General features: G+C 68.3%; 18 protein-coding genes. 8 read left to right on the forward strand and 10 right to left on the reverse strand.

The window, feature by feature from the left end; all coding sequences use genetic code 11:
• The first annotated feature begins 67 nt into the window (after positions 1-67).
• The 8 genes from DWV11_RS02510 (at position 68) to DWV11_RS02545 (ending at position 9685) form a co-directional block, all read left to right on the forward strand.
• On the forward strand, positions 68-1759 hold the full coding sequence (locus DWV11_RS02510) for a sensor histidine kinase (RefSeq protein WP_115787324.1): 1692 nt from the start codon (positions 68-70) through the stop codon (positions 1757-1759).
• Positions 1756-2466: a response regulator gene (locus tag DWV11_RS02515; RefSeq protein WP_115787325.1), complete on the forward strand. Its 711-nt coding sequence runs from the start codon at positions 1756-1758 to the stop codon at positions 2464-2466. Before DWV11_RS02510 ends, DWV11_RS02515 begins: the two co-directional genes overlap by 4 nt.
• A gap of 63 nt (positions 2467-2529) precedes the next feature.
• Entirely contained in the window at positions 2530-4065 is a 1536-nt protein-coding gene (locus DWV11_RS02520) for a helix-turn-helix domain-containing protein (RefSeq protein ID WP_115787326.1), read from the forward strand.
• Between the two features lie 151 nt (positions 4066-4216).
• The gene (locus DWV11_RS02525) at positions 4217-5314 is read left to right on the forward strand and encodes a class I SAM-dependent methyltransferase (RefSeq protein WP_115787327.1); all 1098 of its coding nucleotides are present in this window, start codon (positions 4217-4219) and stop codon (positions 5312-5314) included.
• Between the two features lie 79 nt (positions 5315-5393).
• Positions 5394-6032 (forward strand): GntR family transcriptional regulator, encoded by a 639-nt coding sequence (locus DWV11_RS02530; protein ID WP_115787328.1) that lies wholly within the window; start codon positions 5394-5396, stop codon positions 6030-6032.
• A 10-nt stretch (positions 6033-6042) separates the two neighbouring features.
• Positions 6043-7563 carry an MmgE/PrpD family protein gene (locus DWV11_RS02535; protein WP_168404520.1) on the forward strand — a complete coding sequence of 507 codons (1521 nt, stop codon included), beginning with the start codon at positions 6043-6045 and terminating at the stop codon, positions 7561-7563.
• Positions 7564-8472 (forward strand): methylisocitrate lyase, encoded by a 909-nt coding sequence (prpB, locus tag DWV11_RS02540; RefSeq protein WP_115787330.1) that lies wholly within the window; start codon positions 7564-7566, stop codon positions 8470-8472.
• Positions 8473-8545: 73 nt separating this feature from the next.
• On the forward strand, positions 8546-9685 hold the full coding sequence (locus DWV11_RS02545; RefSeq protein ID WP_115787331.1) for a bifunctional 2-methylcitrate synthase/citrate synthase: 1140 nt from the start codon (positions 8546-8548) through the stop codon (positions 9683-9685).
• A 75-nt stretch (positions 9686-9760) separates the two neighbouring features.
• Here the strand turns inward: DWV11_RS02545 and DWV11_RS02550 are convergent, their stop codons facing one another.
• The 10 genes from DWV11_RS02550 to DWV11_RS02595 all read right to left on the reverse strand — a co-directional run bounded on the left by DWV11_RS02550 (position 9761) and on the right by DWV11_RS02595 (position 19648).
• A complete protein-coding gene (locus DWV11_RS02550; protein ID WP_115787332.1) occupies positions 9761-10240 on the reverse strand; it encodes an 8-oxo-dGTP diphosphatase in 480 nt (159 codons plus the stop codon).
• Positions 10241-10284: 44 nt separating this feature from the next.
• Positions 10285-11625 carry a hypothetical protein gene (locus DWV11_RS02555; RefSeq protein WP_115787333.1) on the reverse strand — a complete coding sequence of 447 codons (1341 nt, stop codon included), beginning with the start codon at positions 11623-11625 and terminating at the stop codon, positions 10285-10287.
• A gap of 2 nt (positions 11626-11627) precedes the next feature.
• On the reverse strand, positions 11628-12131 hold the full coding sequence (locus DWV11_RS02560; RefSeq protein WP_115787334.1) for an RNA polymerase sigma factor: 504 nt from the start codon (positions 12129-12131) through the stop codon (positions 11628-11630).
• Between the two features lie 103 nt (positions 12132-12234).
• On the reverse strand, positions 12235-13212 hold the full coding sequence (gene xerD, locus DWV11_RS02565) for a site-specific tyrosine recombinase XerD (protein WP_115787335.1): 978 nt from the start codon (positions 13210-13212) through the stop codon (positions 12235-12237).
• 2 nt (positions 13213-13214) lie between these two features.
• A complete protein-coding gene (locus DWV11_RS02570; protein ID WP_115787336.1) occupies positions 13215-13877 on the reverse strand; it encodes an NUDIX domain-containing protein in 663 nt (220 codons plus the stop codon).
• 29 nt (positions 13878-13906) lie between these two features.
• On the reverse strand, positions 13907-15661 hold the full coding sequence (locus DWV11_RS02575; RefSeq protein ID WP_115787337.1) for a CTP synthase: 1755 nt from the start codon (positions 15659-15661) through the stop codon (positions 13907-13909).
• A 129-nt stretch (positions 15662-15790) separates the two neighbouring features.
• On the reverse strand, positions 15791-17530 hold the full coding sequence (gene recN / locus DWV11_RS02580; RefSeq protein ID WP_115787338.1) for a DNA repair protein RecN: 1740 nt from the start codon (positions 17528-17530) through the stop codon (positions 15791-15793).
• 3 nt (positions 17531-17533) lie between these two features.
• A complete protein-coding gene (locus tag DWV11_RS02585; protein ID WP_115787339.1) occupies positions 17534-18589 on the reverse strand; it encodes an NAD kinase in 1056 nt (351 codons plus the stop codon).
• A 28-nt stretch (positions 18590-18617) separates the two neighbouring features.
• Positions 18618-19424, reverse strand: coding sequence for a TlyA family RNA methyltransferase (locus DWV11_RS02590; RefSeq protein WP_115787340.1), 807 nt, complete (start codon positions 19422-19424; stop codon positions 18618-18620).
• A gap of 2 nt (positions 19425-19426) precedes the next feature.
• The gene (locus DWV11_RS02595) at positions 19427-19648 is read right to left on the reverse strand and encodes a hypothetical protein (RefSeq protein ID WP_115787341.1); all 222 of its coding nucleotides are present in this window, start codon (positions 19646-19648) and stop codon (positions 19427-19429) included.
• Positions 19649-19653 lie beyond the last annotated feature (5 nt).

Genomic DNA, 19653 nt, shown 5'->3' on the forward strand with positions numbered 1-19653 from the left:
ACATCCATCATGGAGCCGGGGGTGACGCGGATCACCGTTGTGGTCATATTGGTCATTGGAGGTGCGCATGATCCGGCGCTGGAGCATTGCCCGCCGCTTGTTCGTGGCCAATGTGCTGTTCGTCCTGATGCTCAGCGTGGTGCTGGGAGCGGCGGCGATCATCGACGCCCGGCAGCGGACGTACGACGACGCCGGGCGCCGCATGCAAACCGTCGCGGCCGCCGTCGCCGCCAATCCCCTGGTCCTGCAGGCCGCCGGTACCGCGTCCCCCTCTACCGTGCTGCAGCCGTACGCGGCGAAGGTCATGGCGGACGCCGGCGTCGACTTCATCACGATCATGGCGCCGGACCGCACCCGCTGGACGCACGCCAATCCGGCGGAGATCGGCAAGCCCTACATCGGCACGATCGAACCGGCGCTGCGCGGTGAAACCTTCACGGAAGTCACCGCCGGGACCCTGGGACCGTCCGTGCGGACGATCGTCCCGGTCAAGGACGGTGCCGGCACGGTCCGTGCGCTCGTGGCCGCGGGCGTGACGGTGCACAACGTGGACATCGCGGCGTCGGGCCGCTTCGGGGCGATCATCGCGCTCTGCCTCGCGTTGCTTGCCGCGGGCTCGCTGGCGTCCTGGCTGCTGGGCCGCTACCTGCGTTCGGTCACCCGCGGCTGGGGGCCGGAGCAACTGGCGCAACTGTTTGCCTACTACGAATCGGTGCTGCATTCGGTCCGCGAAGGCGTGGTGCTCATCGACACCCGCGGCACGGTGGTCATGTACAACGACCAGGCGGCGGAGTTGCTGGGACTGGAACCCTCCGACGTCGGCCCTGCCGCGGGTGCCGCGCCGCGCCTCGCCGAGCTGCCCCTGGATGGCAGCCTGCGCGAACTGTTCGAATCCGGCCGCACCGCGCACGACGAAATCCACCTCAGCGATTCCCGGATCCTCGTGGTCAACCAGGCTCCCGCCGTCGGGCCTGGCCGGCCAAGCAGTCGTGGCCGCGCGGGCGGGCGGGCACCGGCGGTCTTCGGAACTGTAGCCACCCTGCGTGACCGCACCGAAATCGAGTCCCTCGGCAGCGAACTGGAAACCATGCGGACGCTCTCGGGGGCGCTGCGTGCCCAGACCCACGAACACGCCAACCGGCTGCACACCATCGTGTCCCTCATGGAGCTGGGCCGCACGGACGACGCCCTGGATTTCGCCACCAAGGACCTGGAGCTGAGCCAGCGGCTGACCGACGACATCGTGGCCTCGGTGGACGAGCCGGTGCTCAGCGCGCTCATCATGGGCAAATCCGCGGAGGCCCATGAACGCGGGGCTGAGCTCACCGTGCACGTCTCCGGCGCCGACGGCCTGCACGGCCTGGCGGTCCAGGACCTGGTGACCATCCTCGGGAACCTGCTGGACAACGCCCTCGACGCCACGGCTGCCGCTCCCCCGCCGCGCAGGGTGTCGCTCGCCATCGCCACGGCGCCGGACGCCGTCACCTTCACGGTGGCCGATTCCGGCCCCGGAATCGACCCCGCGATCGCCGGGGACATCCTCGAGTACGGGTTCAGCACCAAGGCGCCCGGTCCGGACGGCGGCGTACCCGGTGCGGGCGGACGCGGCGTCGGCCTCGCCCTGGTGCGGCAGGCCGTGAAGCGGCTGAACGGTACGCTGTCCATCGGCGCCGACGGCGAATTGGGCGGCGCCTTGTTCCGCGTGGTGCTGCCGGCACCCCATCCGACCGCCCCGGACCCCACGAAGGAGGCCGAATGAACGACATCCGTGTGCTCGTCGTCGAGGATGAACCCATCGCCGCCGACGCCCACGCCGTCTACGTGGGCAGGCTGGACGGGTTCACCGTTGCGGGCACCGCGCCGGACGGCCAGTCGGCGCTGCGCCTGCTCAACGACTTCGCGGCCGCCGGGCAGCCGGTGGACCTGGTGCTGCTGGACATGAACCTGCCGGACCTGCACGGGCTGGACGTCGCCCGGAGGATGCGCGGCGCCGGGTTGCTGGCGGACATCATCGCGATCACCGCGGTCCGCGAGGTCAACATCGTGCGAAGCGCCGTCTCCATCGGAGTCGTCCAGTACCTCATCAAGCCGTTCACCTTCGCCACCTTCGCGGACAAGCTGAACAGCTACCGTGCCTTCCGGGAGCAGTTGGCCGCGGCCGCGCCGGGGACCCGCAGCTCCGCGTCCCAGAGCGACGTCGACCAGGCCTTCGCAAGCCTCCGCGCGCCCACCGAGGTGCCGTTGCCCAAGGGATTGTCGACGGGAACGCTCGAATCGGTCAAGGAATACCTGGCCGGGCTCGGCCGGGCCGTGTCAGCCACCGAAGCCACCGAAGCCCTGGGCATGTCCCGGGTCACGGCCCGCCGCTACCTCGAATACCTCGCGGACGCCGGCGTGGTAGTCCGCAGCCCCCGTTACGGAACGCCGGGCCGCCCGGAGAACGAATACCGTTGGAGCCGGGGCTGACCGTCAGGGATCTCGTCGGCCCGCACGCCCGGACGTAAGCTGGTTCCGAGGCTTGGAGGACACATGTCGCAGCCCGGAACCACGGAACTGGCAGAGCTGGCCCGGTCCCAATGGTGGCAGGGCGACCTCCAGCAATCCATGGCCCTGTCCGAACAGCTCTTCGCCCGGCTCGAACGCGAGGGCAAACAGCAGGAAGCCGCCCGGACGGCCCTGACCCTGGCCCTCCAATGGGGCACCCGCGGCGACATCGCTGTGTCTTCGGCCTGGTTGGGCAGGGCACGGCGGCTCTTGGACGCGCTGCCCGAATCCGTCGAGCACGGCTACCTGCTGTACGTCGAAGGCAATGACGCGATGAACCTCGACGGCGATCCCGGCCCTGCGCTCGCCGGCTCCGTCCGGTTGCGGGAACTCGCCGCGCGGCTGGACGCCCCCGAACTGGCAAGCTTCGCCGGGGTGTTGTCGGGGCTGGGTGCCATCCGGACCGGCGACGCCGCGACCGGGTTCCGGGAACTGGACGAAGCGATGCTCCCCGTCATGGCCGGCCAGGTGCCCGCGGAATGGGGCGGAGACATCTACTGCTCGGTGATCCACCTCTGCCACGAAACCGCCGACTACGCGCGTATGCGGGCCTGGACCGACGCGTTGGCCCGATGGTGCGCCGAGCTCTCCCGGACCTTCATGTTCTCCGCGATTGTCCGCGTCCACCAGCTCCAGCTCCTCAGCGCCGAAGGAGCCTGGGAATCGGTGGAACAGGACATGGCCGCTCTCGGCGAACGGCTGCGGTACGCCCACGCCTGGATTGCGGGCGATGCGTACTACGAGCTCGGCGAAGACCGCCGCAGGCACGGCGACCTCGAGGGCGCCGGCCAGGCGTTCGGCTTCGCCCGTGCCCTGGGCGGAGACGCCGAACCCGGTTCGGCACTGCTTCTTGCCGACTCCGGACGGAGCGGCGAGGCGATTGCCGCGCTGCGGGCCGCAATGGCCGAACGCGGCACCCTGGGCCGGGTCCGGCTGCTGCTGCCCGCCGTCGAACTTCTGGCCGGGCGGTCACCCGCCGCAGCAGCCGTGTACTGCGACGAACTGGAGGCCGCCGCTGCCTTCTACGGCACCGCCGGTTTCAAGGCCTGGGCACGCCACGCCCGCGGCATCGTCCTGGCGGCCGAGGGGCACCCGGCGACGGCGGCGGAGGAGTTCGAGGCCGCGGCCGCGCTTTACCGGGCCCAGCGGCTCCGCTACGAACTCGCCGCAGTCCACGAGCGGCTCGCGGGCGTCCGGGCGGCCTTGGGAGACCTGCGGGCCGCCGACGCCGAGCACGCAACCGCGGCCGCGATCCGCGCCCGGCTCGGGACCGGGGCCGCTGGCACCGGAGACCGCAGCAAGGCCCCTGCTCCCGGCGGCCTGACGCCGCGGGAACTGGAGGTTATCGGCTGCGTGCTGGCCGGGGCGAGCAACCGCCGGATCGCCGAAGCCCTCTCGATCAGCGAGAAGACCGTCGGGCGCCATCTGGCCAACATCTTCACCAAGATCAACGTGGAGTCACGCACCGCGGCCGCCGCGTGGGCGCGCAAGCACGGCGTACCCGAATTCCACGCCGGCTGAGTGCCTGCATTTTTCGCACCAACGGCGGCCGGCACGTGTGCTGAAAATGCATGGATTTCCCGATGCCCCGCCTTCTCCCGGCCCCATACCGTGAATCCACGGACACCTGGACCGGACGGTCCAGCCGGGGAACGAGAGGACGGGACCAGCGATGGGCACCACGAACTTCCTGCAGGGCCGGGCGCCCGCCCGTGAAACTGAAGGCACTGCCGCCGTCGACGCTGCAAGCGCCAGGTTGCTGGACATCCTGAATGACGGCGCCATCGCCTTGTTGACCGGGCTGGGCTGCCAGACAGGGCTCTTCGACACCCTCGCGAAGCTTCCCGCGGCCAGCAGCACCCTCATCGCCGACGCTGCCGGACTCAACGAACGCTATGTCCGCGAGTGGCTCGGCGGCATGGTCACGGCCGGTTTCGTCCGCTATGAGCCCGACGACGGCAGCTACGTCTTGCGCGACGAGTACCGGCCGGTCCTCAGCGGCACCGGACCAGAGAACCTCGCCCCGACCATCCAGTACCTCCCGCTGCTGGCCCAGGTGGCCCCGAAGATCGAGCGCGCCTTCCGCGATGGCGGTGGCCCGGACTACGACGACTACCCCGGCTTCCACCACGTCATGGCCGCCAACAGCGCCGTGGTGAATGATTCCGCACTCCTCGAGGCCATCATTCCCCTGAGCGGGCAGGCCGGGTCACTGCGCACAGGGATTTCGGTGGCCGACATCGGCTGCGGCGAAGGCCGCGCGCTGAACCTCCTGGCGGCGGCCTACCCGGCGAGCGGCTTCATCGGCTACGACTTCTCCGCCGAAGCGCTGGAAGCCGCCACGGCCGAGGCCGGGCAGCGCGGGCTCTCCAACGTCCGTTTCGAACTCCAGGATGTGGCGACCCTGGAGGAGAAGCAACGTTTCGACTTCATCACGGCCTTCGACGCCATCCATGACCAAGCCGATCCGGCGCGCGTCCTGCGCAATATCCGTGCGGCCCTCACACCGGGCGGCACCTTCCTCATGGTCGACATCAACGCCTCCAGCCGGCTCGACGAGAACACCGCCCTTCCATGGGGAAGCTTCCTCTACGCGATTTCCACTTTCCACTGCATGGCCGTGTCCCTGGGCCAGGACGGCGCCGGCCTGGGAACAGCCTGGGGCCGGCAACTGGCCGTCAGCATGCTGCGGGAGGCCGGATTCGCGGACATCACGGTGCAGGAACTGGAAGGCGATCCCTTCAACGCCTACTACCTCGCACGACCCTAGGCCCTCGTTGTGTATACATTGACGGCCCAGTTCTGGCGAACACTGGCACTTTAAGGCCCCCTGTGTATACACTGACGCCATGCGAGCCAGCGACAAGGCCTACGCGGCCCTCCGCGAGGACATCCTCGAATGGCGCCTCGCCCCCGGAACGGTCCTGGGCGAGGTGGAGCTGTCCGAACGCCTCGGCGTCTCGCGCACCCCGGTCCGGGAGGCGCTCGGCCGGCTCACCGCGGAAGGCCTGACGACGGCGGCCGGCGGGCGCGGCGTCGTCGTCACCGCCATCTCGCTCGAGGACATCGACGAACTGTTCGAACTGCGCGAAACCCTTGAGGCGCGGGCGGCGGCACTGGCCGCCGAACGCGGCGAGCGCAGCGTCTTCGAGCAACTGCACGCCGAACTGCTCGAAGCTCCCGCGCTCCTCGAAGGCGACGATCCGGCCCGCCACGACTACTACGCGCTGGTGGCGAGGCTGGACGACGCCATCGACGCAGCCATCTCCAATTCCTACCTGGCCCAGGCCATGCGCAGCCTGCGCGTGCACCTGGCCCGGGTCAGGCGCCTGGCCGCCGACGACGCCGCCCGGCTGGGTGCCGCGGCGGCCGAACATGCGGCGATCGCCGAAGCCATTGCCGGCGGGAACGCGAAACTCGCCGAAGCCGCCACCATCCTGCACCTGCACCGAAGCCTGTCCCACGTCAAGGCCAGCCACACATCCTGAAGGAGCCACCTTGGTCAAGAGCCACCACGTCCGTGTCTACAAGAGCGAAGAGAACCTCCCCCACGAGGAGCAGCTTGCCCACAAGATCGCCGTCGTCGCCGCCGACCCCGTCGAGGTGGCCCCCGACGTCACGGAGATGATCATCAACCGGATCATCGACAACGCCTCGGTGGCCGTCGCGTCGCTGAACAGGGCGCCGATCGTCGCGGCCCGGGCCCAGGCCCTGACGCACGGCCCGAGCACGGGAGGCAAGGGCGCTGGCGTGTTCGGCATCACGGAGCAGGTCTCCCCAGAGTGGGCTGCCTGGGCCAACGGGGTGGCCGTGCGTGAGCTGGACTACCATGACACCTTCCTGGCCGCGGACTATTCGCACCCGGGCGACAACATCCCGCCGATCCTGGCCGTGGCCCAGCACGTGGGCGCCTCCGGCGCGGACCTGGTCCGGGGCATCGCCACCGGCTACGAAATCCAGGTGAACCTGGTCAAGGCCATCTGCCTGCACAAGCACAAGATCGACCACGTGGCCCACCTCGGCCCGTCCGCCGCCGCGGGCATCGGCACCCTGCTCGGCCTGGACGTGGAGACCATCTTCCAGTCCGTGGGTCAGGCCCTGCACACCACCACCGCCACCCGGCAGTCCCGCAAGGGCGAAATCTCCACCTGGAAGGCCCACGCGCCCGCGTTCGCCGGCAAGATGGCAGTGGAGGCCGCGGACCGTGCCATGCGCGGGCAGACCTCCCCCGTACCGATCTACGAAGGCGAAGACGGTGTGATCGCCTGGATGCTGGACGGCCCGGACGCCTCCTACGAGGTACCCCTGCCGGAGCAGGGCGAAGCCAAGCGCGCCATCCTGGACACCTATACCAAGGAGCACTCCGCCGAGTACCAGGCGCAGGCCTGGATCGACCTGGCCCGGAAGCTGAACAAGGAGCACCCCGAAGCCACGGACCCGGCGAACGTGGCCTCGGTGCTGATCAAGACCAGCCACCACACGCACTACGTGATCGGTTCCGGCGCCAACGATCCCCAGAAGTACGACCCCACCGCTTCACGCGAGACCCTGGACCACTCCATCCCGTACATCTTCGCCGTGGCACTGCAGGACGGTGCCTGGCACCACGTGGACTCCTACACCCCCGAACGTGCCGGCCGGCCGGACACCGTGGAGCTGTGGCGCAAGGTCACCACGGTGGAAGATCCGGAATGGACCCGCCGCTACCACTCCCTGGACATTGCCGAGAAGGCCTTCGGCGGCTCCGTGGAAATCACCCTCACCGACGGCACCGTGATTGCCGACGAGATCGCCGTCGCGGACGCCCACCCGCTCGGCGCCCGGCCCTTCGCCCGGGAGCAGTACGTCAACAAGTTCCGCACCCTGGCCGCCGGGCTAGTGGAGGAGGCTGAAATCGACCGCTTCCTGGCCGCCGTCGAACGCCTCCCCGAACTGGCCGCGGGCGAACTGGACCAGCTCAACATCACCGCCGCCCCCGGCGTGATCGACCTCTCCAACGCGCCCAAGGGACTGTTCTAAATGCTGTACTCCACCACCACGCCGGAGCAGAAGCGGCGCAGGCTGCGGGACATGCTGGCCGCCGAAGAGATCCTGCAGTTCCCCGGGGCCTTCAACCCTCTCTCGGCCCGGCTGATCGAAGAGAAGGGCTTCCCCGGCGTCTACATCTCCGGGGCAGTGCTGGCCAACGACCTCGGCCTGCCGGACATCGGCCTGACCACGCTCACGGAAGTCGCGCAACGGGCCGGGCAGATTGCCCGGATGACCGAGCTGCCCTGCCTGGTGGACGCGGATACCGGGTTCGGCGAGCCCATGAACGTGGCCCGCACCGTGCAGGAACTGGAAAATGCCGGCCTGGCCGGCTGCCACATCGAAGACCAGTTCAACCCGAAGCGCTGCGGCCACCTTGACGGCAAGAACGTTGTGGACATCGACACCGCAGCCAAGCGCATCCGTGCCGCCGCGGACGCCCGCCGGGACCCGGACTTCCTCATCATGGCCCGCACGGACATTCGCGCCGTGGAAGGCGTGGAGGCAGCGAAGGAACGCGCACAGGCCCTCGTGGAAGCCGGCGCCGACGCGATCTTCCCGGAGGCGATGGCCACCCTGGAGGAGTTCCAGGCGATCCGCGACGCCGTGGAGGTGCCGATCCTGGCCAACATGACCGAGTTCGGCAAGAGCGAGCTGTTCACGGTGGAACAGCTCCAGGACGTCGGCGTGAACATGGTGATCTACCCTGTCACGCTGCTGCGCATTGCCATGGGGGCTGCAGAGCGTACGCTGGAAACGATCAAGGCGACAGGGACGCAGCAGGCAGAGGTAGGGAACATGCTCACCCGCGCCCGGCTCTACGAGCTGGTGGACTACGAAGCCTACAACCGCTTCGACACCGGCGTATTCAACTTCCAGGTTCCCGGCACCGGCCGGTAACCGGATCCATGAAGGGCACGCAGGGACCGCGCAACAGCCGGTGCCCTGCCAGAGATGAACGAAGGAGTTCGGCATGGCTGCTGAAGACATCAAAAAGGGGCTGGCCGGAGTCGTCGTGGACTACACCGCGATTTCCAAGGTCAACCCGGACACCAACTCGCTGCTGTACCGCGGCTACCCCGTTCAGGAGCTCGCCGCCCGGTGCAGCTTCGAAGAAGTCGCCTACCTGCTGTGGAACGGCGAACTTCCGACGCCGGAACAGCTCGCAGAGTTCACTGCCCGCGAGCGCGCCGGCCGTGCGCTGGACCCCGTGGTGAAGCAGGTGGTGGACACCTTGCCGCTGGAATCGCACCCGATGGATGTGTGCCGCACGGCCGCCTCCGTGATGGGCGCCCGGCATCCCCTGGCCGAGGACTCTTCCCCGGAGGCCAACATGAAGAAGGCCATCGACCTCTGGGCCGCGATGCCGGCGATCGTCGCCTACGACCAGCGCCGCCGCCGCGGACAGGACGTGGTGGAACCGCGCGAGGACCTGGGCTACTCGGCGAACTTCCTCTGGATGGCCTTCGGCGAAGACCCTGTGGACGAGGTGGTGGAGGCCTTCAACGTCTCGATGATCCTGTACGCCGAGCACTCCTTCAACGCCTCCACCTTCACCGCCCGCGTGGTCACCTCCACACTGTCCGACCTGCACTCTGCCGTCACGGCCGCCATCGGCGCCCTCAAGGGACCGCTGCACGGCGGCGCGAACGAGGCCGTGATGCACACCTTCGATGAGATCGGCATCCGCAGCGAAGAGTCCATGGAGGAGGCCGCGGCCCGGGCGAAGGCCTGGATGCAAGACGCCTTGGCGCAGAAGAAGAAGGTGATGGGTTTCGGCCACCGGGTCTACAAGCACGGCGATTCCCGGGTGCCCACCATGAAGGCCGCCCTGGACAAGATGATCGCCCACTACGGCCGGCCCGAACTGCTGGGCCTCTACAACGGCCTGGAGCAGGCCATGGACGAAGCCAAGGGCATCAAGCCGAACCTTGACTACCCGGCCGGGCCTACGTACCACCTGATGGGCTTCGACACCCACACGTTCACGCCCCTGTTCGTGGCCAGCCGCATCACCGGCTGGACCGCCCACGTCATGGAACAGCTCACGGCCAACTCCCTGATCCGTCCGCTGAGCGAATACAACGGCGTGGACGAGCGGCACCTTACGTAGACCCACGCAGCAGTGCACGACGGCGGGCCGGCCACCTGATGGTGGCCGGCCCGCCGGGCTGTCCGGGGTCTTCAGTCAGCGGTGTGTCACGTGGCTGACCGTGGTGTTGTCGTCGTTGAGGACGACGTCGATGTCCAGGATCCTGCCGCCAAGCGCCATGGGCAGCCAGTGTTCCGCGTCCTGCCACATACGGTCGACGGGGAGGGCATGCGCCGCGAACCACTCCGGCGCGATTTCGGCGCTTTCCTGCGGTTTCCCGTCCCACCGCGTGGCCACGAACAGCCGGGTGCGCATGTTCCAGTCCGGGCGCGAGGGGAACACGAACCGGACTGTGCCGGCGTCCACCAGATCTGTTTCACGGACGGTCACCCCGGACTCTTCGAAGACCTCCCGGCAGGCGGCTTCCGCGTCGCTTTCGCCCGGCTCGACGTGCCCGCCCAGGCCCACCACCTTGCCTGCCCCGAATCCTGTCTTCTTCTGTCCGAGCAGGACCTCCCGGCCGCCGTCGGGCAGGTCCCGGACCAGGAAGCAAAGGGTGACGGCGGCGAATTCCATGCCCCCACCCTATCGCCGGTAGCCTATCGCCGCGGCGGATCCGGCTAGTCGACGTTCTTATCCGCCACCGTCAGCGAGGTCATCATGGCCTTGGCCTGCCGGTATTCCTCGCTGTTGCGGTACTCGATGGCCTCGGCCATGCTGTTGAAGACCAGCACGCCCTGTGCCGCGGCTTCGGCACCCGTGAGGTCCGGGCGCATCTGGACGCCGCTGGCGAACATGTAGATGGGCGATTCCTTCGGCCCGTTGACCACGTTGTAGATCAGGCAGGCCTTGCCGTCCGCCCCTCCGATGGTGCTGGTCAATCCGTAGGAGGCAAGGACCTTTCCGCCGGATTCCATGACCCGGTAGGCAAAGCGCGGAGTGACGCTGTTGGGGAACTCTTTGTTGTAGGGCAGCGGTACCTCGGCATAGTCCAGCACGATGTACGGGACAGCCGGGGTGCAGGAGCCGCCAAGGCTGCTGTCCTTGTTTCCGTACGCCAATTCTGCGACCTTCTTGCCGGAGGAGTCGTGCACCGCCAGGTTCACCGCCCCGGGGGTGCTGCTTTCCTTGGGCTGCACGGTCCAATGGGCCGGGTAGCTGAAGCTCACGCGGCCGTCCGGACTGACGTACCCGTTGGGCAAAGAGACGCCGTCCGTTGCTGCCACCGGCCCGTCACCCACCAGTTGCGGCCGGATCCCCACCGGGATGCCCTTGTCCGCGAATTCCTTGTCCATGGCCTGCTGCGGCGTGAGGTACTGGCCGTTCTGCGAGACGTCGTTGTTCAAGGCCAGGAACTTCCAGCTGGAGACGCTGGACCATGGCTGCTGGAAGTCCGTGAGGAAGCGCTTGTTGTCCTGCAGCTTGGCGATGTTGTACCAGGCATCGCCGCCGTCGCCCCCGATGACCCGGGCACCTTCCGCGGAGAGCTCGTAGGCGAGCCAGCCGTCCGCGCATCCCAGCACCTTGTAGTACTTCTGTTCCGCCGCGGGGATCGCTTCGATCGCGGGGTCCTGGGTGCTGCGGCGCAGGTCGATGTTGGCAGGCGCGCAGGCCACGCCATTGGTGCTCAGGCCGGCCGGCTGGGTTGCCGTGGGGCTGGGCGTGGCGGTCGGAGCCGGGCTGGCCGAAACCGACGGGGTTCCCGTATTCGCCGGAGCAGGTGGCTGCTGCGGCATCAGGTTTGCGCCGACGACGACCGCGGCCGCAACGGCTGCGGCGGCGACCAAGCCGGCCGCAGTGGCGCGCAGGACAGTGCGCCGCGGGGGCTTCCGCCCGGCCAGGGAGACGACGTTCGGGTCGGTGGAGAACACGATTGAACGGGCAGAGTCGATTCCCGGCGTGGTGTCCGGTTCACCGACGCGCGGCTTGGCGTCCTTCATGAGTTGCTCGATGCGGTCCATGGCTAGCCCTTCCGTTCTGTCATGAGGTGTGTGGGGGCGGCTTTCGCGAAGGCCTTCCGGGCGCGGTGCAGGCGGACGGCCGCAGCCGAGGGTGAACATTCGAGGCTTTCGGCCAGTTCGGCGGTGCTGAGTTCGTCCCAGTAGCTGAGCATGAGCACTTCGCGGTCGCGGTCGTTCAGCCGCGTCAGGACCTCGGCGACGGCGGCGCGCAGGCCATCGTCTGCCGCTTCGCCTTGGGTGCGGGCTTCCTCCGCCAGCCGTTCGATGAGCTGTTCGCGGCGGCGCCTGCCTTTGTACTCGTTGCCCAGCACGTTCCTGGCGGTGGCGATCAGCCAGCCAATGCCCGGCGGTTCCTCGAGCCGTTTTTCCCAGACGATGCGGAAGACGTCCGCGGCGAGCTCCTCCGCCCGCGCCCGGTCGTTGATGCGGTACGCGATGTAGTGGTAGACGCGGGTGAAGTGCTGAGAATGCAGAGCGATGAACTCGTGCTCCCTGGCAGCCAACATTTTGCTGATCCCCCCGGACTTGATGGCTTCGATTTTAAAGACTTAGTGTCCCGGGAGCAGCGGTTTCTTACATCGCTTGGAGGAATTTTCAGCGAAGAATTTCCTAGCCCAGCGCGCGGGGGTGCGCTGCGGCGTACACTTCGCGAAGGGTGTCGGCTGTGACCAGCGTGTACACCTGGGTGGTGGTCACTGAGGCGTGGCCGAGGAGTTCCTGGACCACCCGGACGTCTGCGCCGCCCTCCAGCAGATGGGTGGCGAAGGAATGCCGAAGGGTGTGCGGGGAGACGTCCTTGGTGATGTTCGCTTTGTCTGCCGCGGTTTTCAGGATGGTCCACGCGCTCTGCCTGCTGATGCGGCCGCCGCGCGCGTTCAGGAAGAGGGCGGGAGTGCCCTTGCCCTTGGCGGCGAGCAGCGGGCGGCCACGCACCAAATAGGCCCCGATGGCGCGTGCCCCATAGGAGCCCAGCGGCACCAGCCGCTCCTTGGAGCCCTTGCCGAACAGCCGGACGATCGGGGGGCCGCCGGAATCCTGCCCGGCGGAGTCGGTCTCGAGGGATACGTCGTCGACGTCCAGCCCTACTGCTTCGCTGATGCGGGCACCGGTGGAGTAGAGGAATTCGAGCAGGGCGCGGTCGCGCAACCCCGTGGGGGTGTCCGTGCCGGCTGCTTCGAGGATCCGGGTGACCTCGTCCACGCTGATGGCCTTGGGCAGCCGCTTGCCGGGCATCGGCGGGTGGACATCGCTGGCGGGGTCCGCCGTCGTGGTTCCTTCCAGGGCCCAGAACTTGTGGAGGCCGCGCACGGCAACCACGGTCCGCGCAGCTGAGCGCACGCCGAGGGCGGCGGCTCCGTCGGAACCATCAGAGAGCGCCTGCACGAACGCGGTGACGTCGTGCCGGGAGACCTTGCCGGGCGTGTCGACCCCGGCGGCAGCGAGGAAGTTGGCGTAGCGGGAAAGGTCGCGCCGGTAGGCGGAGAGTGTGTTGCTGGCCAGGCCGCGCTCGACCCCCAGGTGCTGCAGGTAGTCGCTGACGGCCCGGTCGACGGCGGTGGCCGCGCGGGTGTCTTCCCCCGGCTGCATGGTCAGCGCTGGCTGGGGTGGGCCGGCCAGGGCGCATTGCCGGGCCGCAGTCCGCTGAAGCCGCGGGCGCGTGCGGCCGCTGCCGCGAGGATGCCGACGACGGCCGAGGGGTTGTGCAGCCGGCCTTCCAGGACGGCGGCAACGGCGTCGTCCAGAGAGACCCAGGCCAGTTCGATTTCGGCTTCCTCGTCCGTGCGGAGGTGGCGCTCGGCCTCCGGGACGTCCGACAGGCCGCGGGCCAGGTAGATCCGGATCGCTTCGCTGGAGGAACCGGGCGAGTTGAAGAAGTCCGCCAGGACGTTCCACTCCCCCGCCTGCAAATCGGCTTCCTCCGCCAGTTCCCGCGCCGCGCCGACGACGAAGTCCTCCCCCTCGATGTCCAGCAGACCCGCGGGAATCTCCCACAGGTCCATGCCCACCGGGTGCCGGTACTGCTTGAGCAGCAGGATGTCGCCGTCGTCGTTCATGGGCAGGACGGCCACGGCGCCCGGGTGGTCGATGTAGTCGCGGACCAGGGTGCCGCTGTCCTCGGCAAGTTCGAAGGCGTCACTGACGACGTCCCAGATCCGGCCCTCATAGACCTTGCTGGACGACAAAAGACGGCGCGGGCTCGGTGTATCCGAAAACTGCCGGGAACTGCTGGAAGATTCGGAACTACCGGGCATCGCGCCGTCCTTTGCGGGTGCTGAATGAACTACTTTGCTGCTGCTGCTACTTTGCCCGCCGTCTTGGCCGCAGGAACCTCTGCGGCGCCGGTGCGGCGGTCCAGGGCTGCCTTCACCAGGCCCGCGAACAGCGGGTGCGGGCGGGTCGGGCGGGAGCTGAGCTCGGGGTGCGCCTGCGTGGCCACGTAGTACGGGTGTACTTCGCGGGGCAGTTCGACGAACTCCACCAGCTTGCCGTCCGGAGAGGTGCCGGAGAACACCAGGCCGGCTGCGGCGATCTGGTCGCGGTACTTGTTGTTCACCTCATAGCGGTGGCGGTGGCGTTCGCTGACCGCGGTGGCGCCGTAGGTTTCGGCGACGACGGAGCCTTCGTCCAGCTTGGCTTCGTAGAGGCCCAGGCGCATGGTGCCGCCGAGATCGCCCTTGCCCTCCACGATGTCCAGCTGCTCTTCCATGGTGGCGATGACCGGGTACTTCGAATCCGGTTCGAACTCGGAGGAGGAAGCACCTTCCAGGCCGACCACGTTGCGGGCGTACTCGATCACCATGCACTGCAGGCCCAGGCACAGGCCCAGGACCGGGAGCTGGGTTTCGCGGGCGAACTTGAGGGCGCCGAGCTTGCCTTCAAGGCCGCGGATGCCGAAGCCGCCCGGGACGCAGATGGCGTCCACGCCGGCCAGGGACTTCTGGGCGCCTTCGAGGGTTTCGCACTCGTCGGAGGGGACCCAGCGGATCTTGACCTTGGCTTCGTTGGCGAAACCGCCGGCACGCAGGGCTTCGGTCACCGAGAGGTAGGCGTCGGGCAGGTCGATGTACTTGCCCACCAGGGCAATCTCGACCTCGTGCTTGGGGTTGTGGACCGCTTCGAGCAGCTTGTCCCACTTGCTCCAGTCGACGTCCTTGAACGGCAGGTCCAGGGCACGCACGATGTACGAGTCCAGGCCCTGGGCGTGCAGGGTCTTGGGGATGTCGTAGATGCTCGGGGCGTCGGCCGCGTTGATCACTGCGTCCACATCGACATCGCACATGCGGCCGATCTTCTCGCGCATCGCGTCCGGGACTTCGCGGTCCGAACGGATCACGATCGCCTCGGGCTGGATGCCGATGGAGCGCAGGGCTGCGACGGAGTGCTGGGTGGGCTTGGTCTTCAGTTCCTGGGACGGGCCGATGTACGGCACCAGCGAAACGTGCAGGAAGAAGGCGTTGTTGCGGCCGATGTCCTGGCGGACCTGGCGTGCAGATTCCAGGAAGGGCTGGGATTCGATGTCGCCGACGGTGCCGCCGATTTCGGTGATGATGACGTCCGGGGCGTTCTTGCCTTCGGCGGGCAGGCGCATGCGGCGCTTGATCTCATCGGTGATGTGCGGGATGACCTGCACGGTGTCGCCGAGGTACTCGCCGCGGCGTTCCTTGGCGATGACGGTCGAGTAGATCTGGCCGGTTGTGACGTTGGCCGAGCCTTCAAGGTTTTCGTCGAGGAAGCGCTCGTAGTGTCCGATGTCGAGGTCGGTCTCGGCGCCGTCGTCGGTGACGAAGACTTCGCCGTGCTGGAAGGGGTTCATCGTGCCCGGATCCACGTTCAGATAGGGATCGAGCTTCTGCATAGTTACAGACAGACCGCGTGCCCGCAGCAGGTGACCGAGGCTGGAGGCTGTCAGTCCCTTTCCGAGCGAGGACGCCACACCGCCGGTGACAAAGATGTGTTTGGTCGTCTTGGACGAGCCCGGGAACCGGGAATTTACACGGGAATTAGATCGCTGCACCACGGAATTCGAGCTTATCATCAATTGCGCCTCCAAGGGTTCCGCCGCTTGTTTCGCCAAACGATCCATGCTCTCCCGCCGTGGCTCCCGCGGGCAAGAGCCTGCCCGCGGGAATTACCGTTCCGGGCGTGTCGGGAAGGCCCGCGGAGGCTACGCGGGCTGCGGCAAAAGCTTGGCGTCGTCGAGCAGTTCCTGGGCGTGGGCGCGGGCAGACTCGGAATCCTCCTGCCCGGCCAGCATCCTCGCCAGCTCCCGGACGCGTTCGTCCTCGTCCAGCAGCTGCACGTCACTGGAGGTGAATCCGGTGGACGTCTTGCCGTCCGTGCCCCGCACCGAGGTCTTGGTCACACGGATGTGCTGGTTGGCGAAGGCCGCCACCTGCGGCAGGTGGGTGACCACCAGGACCTGCACGTGGCGGGCCAGCATCGCGAGCCGGCGGCCGATCTCGACGGCGGCCTTGCCGCCCACGCCGGCATCGACCTCGTCGAAGACGAAGGTGGGGACCGGGTCCACCGCGGCGAGGACCACCTCGATGGCCAGCATCACCCGGGACAGTTCACCGCCCGAGGCGCCCTTGCCGAGCGGCCGCGCGGGCGCGCCCGAATGCGGCTGCAGGAGGAATGCGACGTCATCCTGGCCATGCGCGGAAAGCTCTCCGCTGTCCTGGACCTCGATCACGAGGGTGGCGTCGGCCATCGCAAGGGCTGTCAGTTCGGCGCTGACGCGCGTGGAAAGTCCCTTGGCCGCCTTGGTGCGGGCCTTGCTGATCCGGGCTGCCTGCTTGCGCAGCTCCGCTTCGGCGGACGTGACTGCGGCTTCCAGGGCTTCGATGCGGGTGGAATCGTCCTGCAGTTCGTCCAGGCGGGACCGTGCCGTGGCAGCCCATTCCAGGACCTCGTCGATGCTGGGGGCGTATTTGCGGATGAGCTTGGCCAGCACGGCCCGGCGTTCCTCGATCTCGGCCAGCCGTTCCGGGCCTTCGGAATCGAGGGATGCCTGGTAGCTGGAGAGCTCCGCGGCAATGTCGTTGAGCAGGAAGCCCACCTCGGCGAGCCGGGACGCGGCCGCACCGAGTGCTTCGTCGTGTTCGGCCACCTGTTCCAGCTGGCGCTTGGCGGCGTCCACCAAGGTGGTGGCGTCCCCGCTGTCGCCGAAATCTTCGGCGATCAGGGCTTCGTGGGCGGCGGCTGCGGCGATCCGCAACTCCTCCACGTTGGCCAGTTTCACGGCTTCGCCCTTGAGGGATTCGTCTTCGCCGGGCTGGGGATCCACGTCGTCGATTTCCTCCAGCGCCCCCTGCAGCGACTCGGCCTCGCGCAGCCGTTCCCGGGCCTCGCTCCGGAGGGTGTCCAGCTCGGCCTGGTCCGATTTCCAGCGCGCGTAGAGTTCCTGGTACCCGCCCAGGATCCCGCCGAGTTCGGCCCCGGCAAAACGGTCCAGGGCGTTCCGCTGCGCCGTGACACCCTTGAGCCGGATCTGGTCCGACTGGCCGTGCACCACTACAAGGCTCTCGCCGAGCTCTGCGAGGACCCCCACCGGGGCGGAGCGGCCGCCCACGAACGCCCGGCTGCGGCCGTCCGCACCGACGGTGCGGGCCAACAGGAGCTGCGCGCCGCCGTCGAACTCTTCGGCCTCGCCGCCCGCTTCCAGGGCGCGTTCGACGGCGGTGTGCCCGGGATCCAGGCTCAGCAGGGCTTCCGCGGAGGCGGACTTCGCCCCGGTCCGGACGGCGCCGGCGTCGGAACGCGAGCCCAGCAGCAGCCCGACGGCCGTGACCACCATGGTCTTGCCGGCACCGGTTTCGCCGGTGACGACGCTCAGCCCCGGGCCGAGCGGCAAGGTGGCGTCGGTGATAACGCCGAGGTCGCGGATGCGCAGTTCCTCGATCATGGATCAGCTCTCCTTCGTGGCTTCGTTGCCGGGCCCCGGGCTTTCCTCCCACGCGGCGTCCTCCCGGCCATACCCGGGATCGTGGGGGCCGGGCAACGGTGTGGGGATCGGCGTGCGGACCACCGGGACGGGGCCGGTGTGGATTTCGGCCGAGCGCGGCACAGGGCCGCGCCAGCCGTGGATGGGAAGTTCGAACTTGCGCACCAGGCGGGCCGAGAAAGGCGTCTGGTGGGTGCGGGCCAGGCGTACTGGCCGCGTGGAGCGGGTGACCTCCACCCGGGCGCCGGGCGGCAGGTCCACGGAGCGCCGGCCATCGCACCAGAGCACGCCCTTGGCGTCGGTGCGGTTGAGGATTTCCACGGCGAGCTTGGAGCGCGGGGAGACCACCAGCGGCTTGGTGAAGAGCGCGTGGGCGCTGATCGGCACGATCACCAGGGCTTCGACTTCGGGCCACACCACGGGCCCGCCCGAGGAGAACGCGTAGGCCGTGGAGCCGGTAGGGGTGGCAAGTACCACGCCGTCGCAGCCGAACGAAGTCAACGGACGTTCATCCACTTCCGTGACCACTTCGACCATGCGTTCGCGGTCGGCCTTTTCGATCGCGGCTTCGTTGAGGGCCCAGGTGTGCCAGATCTTCTGGCCGCGCACCCACACCTGGACGTCGATGGTCATGCGCTCTTCGACCGTGTACTCACGGCTGGCGATCCAGTCCACGGTCTGGGTGAGGTCCGCCCGTTCGCTTTCGGCGAGGAAGCCCACGTGCCCCAGGTTCACGCCGAGCATGGGCAGGTCCACCTCGCGGACCAGTTCCGCGGCGCGCAGGATGGTGCCATCGCCGCCCAGGACCATGACGAGTTCCACGTCCTCGAGGCGGACGTCTTCGTGCAGGATCTCGATGGGTTTGTCCACGTGGCCGAAGAAGCGCTCCACATCCGCCAGTTCGGACTTCTGCATCACCGGCACCAGGCCGGAGGAATGCAGGGCGTCGCAGGCATCCCAGGCTGCGCGGAGGGATTCTTCCCGCCCGGTGTGGGCAAGGACCAGTACGCGCCTGCTCATGGGTTTCCGTTCCGCTCGTGGCCTGTTCTCAGGTCCAGATCTTCGCCAACAATGCATCGACGTGACCGTCGCGCTCTTCGATCTTAGGCAGGAGCGGCGACATCCTGCGCTTCATCCACAGGAAGTACTCCACATTTCCGTCCTGGCCGGGCAGCGGGCTCTCCGCCAGACCGCACAAGTCCAGCCCGGCAGCCAGTGCCGCGCGGGCCACACCGGCCACCGCCCGGCGTCGTTCATCCGGGGAGGACACCACACCCGTACGGGAGAGCCGTTCCTTGCCGACTTCGAATTGCGGCTTGACCATCAGCAGCAGGTCTCCCCCGGGGTCGGTGCAGGCGGCCAGCGGCTCGAGCACCAGGGTCAAGGAGATGAAGGACAGGTCTGCCACGGTCAGGGCAGCTGCGCCGCCGATCTGCGCGGGTTCCATGTAACGGACGTTGAGCCCCTCGTGGACGACGACGCGCGGATCCTCCCGCAGCACCGGCACCAGCTGGCCGTGCCCGACGTCGACGGCCACCACCTGCGCGGCGCCGCGCTTCAGGAGGACATCGGTGAAGCCGCCCGTGGAGGCCCCTGCGTCCAGGCAGCGCTTGCCCCTGGCCGACACCTCCGGGAAGGCATCGAGGGCGCCGGCAAGCTTGTGGCCGGCGCGGCTGACGTAGGCATCCTCCGCATGGGCCTGGACTTCGAGGGCGGTGTCTACGGCGCATTGCAGGGACGCCTTGAGCAGCACCGCGCCGCCGGAGCTGACTTTGCCGTCGGCGATGAGCTTGGCTGCGTGGGTGCGGGACCTTGCCAGCCCGCGGCTGACGAGTTCCTGGTCAAGACGTGCCATTCTCAGCTTTCCGGTTCAGCTTTCTTCGGCGCCGGCGTGTCTTCACTGTCCAAGGCGGCCAGCAGGGCGTCGTGGATCTGGGTGTACCGCGCCAGGTGTTCCTCCACAGGCGCTGCCGGAATGTCGGCCAGCCCTGCCGTGACGGCGTCCACCAAGGGATCGCCGCCGTCCTCGGGCGCCTCGGGCCAGCGCACGCCGTCACCGCGTCCGTTCACGTCAGTCATGCCAG

This window comes from Arthrobacter silvisoli (assembly GCF_003369445.1).
Classification (GTDB): Bacteria; Actinomycetota; Actinomycetes; order Actinomycetales; family Micrococcaceae; genus Arthrobacter; species Arthrobacter silvisoli.

Bases quoted from the DNA above. Each gene is read 5' to 3' on its own strand.
- DWV11_RS02510 (WP_115787324.1), top strand. From the start codon at position 68: ATGATCCGGCGCTGGAGCATTGCCCGCCGCTTGTTCGTGGCCAATGTG.
- DWV11_RS02515 (WP_115787325.1), top strand. From the start codon at position 1,756: ATGAACGACATCCGTGTGCTCGTCGTCGAGGATGAACCCATCGCCGCC.
- DWV11_RS02520 (WP_115787326.1), top strand. From the start codon at position 2,530: ATGTCGCAGCCCGGAACCACGGAACTGGCAGAGCTGGCCCGGTCCCAA.
- DWV11_RS02525 (WP_115787327.1), top strand. From the start codon at position 4,217: ATGGGCACCACGAACTTCCTGCAGGGCCGGGCGCCCGCCCGTGAAACT.
- DWV11_RS02530 (WP_115787328.1), top strand. From the start codon at position 5,394: ATGCGAGCCAGCGACAAGGCCTACGCGGCCCTCCGCGAGGACATCCTC.
- prpB (WP_115787330.1), top strand. From the start codon at position 7,564: ATGCTGTACTCCACCACCACGCCGGAGCAGAAGCGGCGCAGGCTGCGG.
- DWV11_RS02545 (WP_115787331.1), top strand. From the start codon at position 8,546: ATGGCTGCTGAAGACATCAAAAAGGGGCTGGCCGGAGTCGTCGTGGAC.
- DWV11_RS02550 (WP_115787332.1), bottom strand. From the start codon at position 10,240: ATGGAATTCGCCGCCGTCACCCTTTGCTTCCTGGTCCGGGACCTGCCC.
- DWV11_RS02555 (WP_115787333.1), bottom strand. From the start codon at position 11,625: ATGGACCGCATCGAGCAACTCATGAAGGACGCCAAGCCGCGCGTCGGT.
- DWV11_RS02560 (WP_115787334.1), bottom strand. From the start codon at position 12,131: ATGTTGGCTGCCAGGGAGCACGAGTTCATCGCTCTGCATTCTCAGCAC.
- xerD (WP_115787335.1), bottom strand. From the start codon at position 13,212: ATGCAGCCGGGGGAAGACACCCGCGCGGCCACCGCCGTCGACCGGGCC.
- DWV11_RS02570 (WP_115787336.1), bottom strand. From the start codon at position 13,877: ATGCCCGGTAGTTCCGAATCTTCCAGCAGTTCCCGGCAGTTTTCGGAT.
- DWV11_RS02575 (WP_115787337.1), bottom strand. From the start codon at position 15,661: ATGATAAGCTCGAATTCCGTGGTGCAGCGATCTAATTCCCGTGTAAAT.
- recN (WP_115787338.1), bottom strand. From the start codon at position 17,530: ATGATCGAGGAACTGCGCATCCGCGACCTCGGCGTTATCACCGACGCC.
- DWV11_RS02585 (WP_115787339.1), bottom strand. From the start codon at position 18,589: ATGAGCAGGCGCGTACTGGTCCTTGCCCACACCGGGCGGGAAGAATCC.
- DWV11_RS02590 (WP_115787340.1), bottom strand. From the start codon at position 19,424: ATGGCACGTCTTGACCAGGAACTCGTCAGCCGCGGGCTGGCAAGGTCC.
- DWV11_RS02595 (WP_115787341.1), bottom strand. From the start codon at position 19,648: ATGACTGACGTGAACGGACGCGGTGACGGCGTGCGCTGGCCCGAGGCG.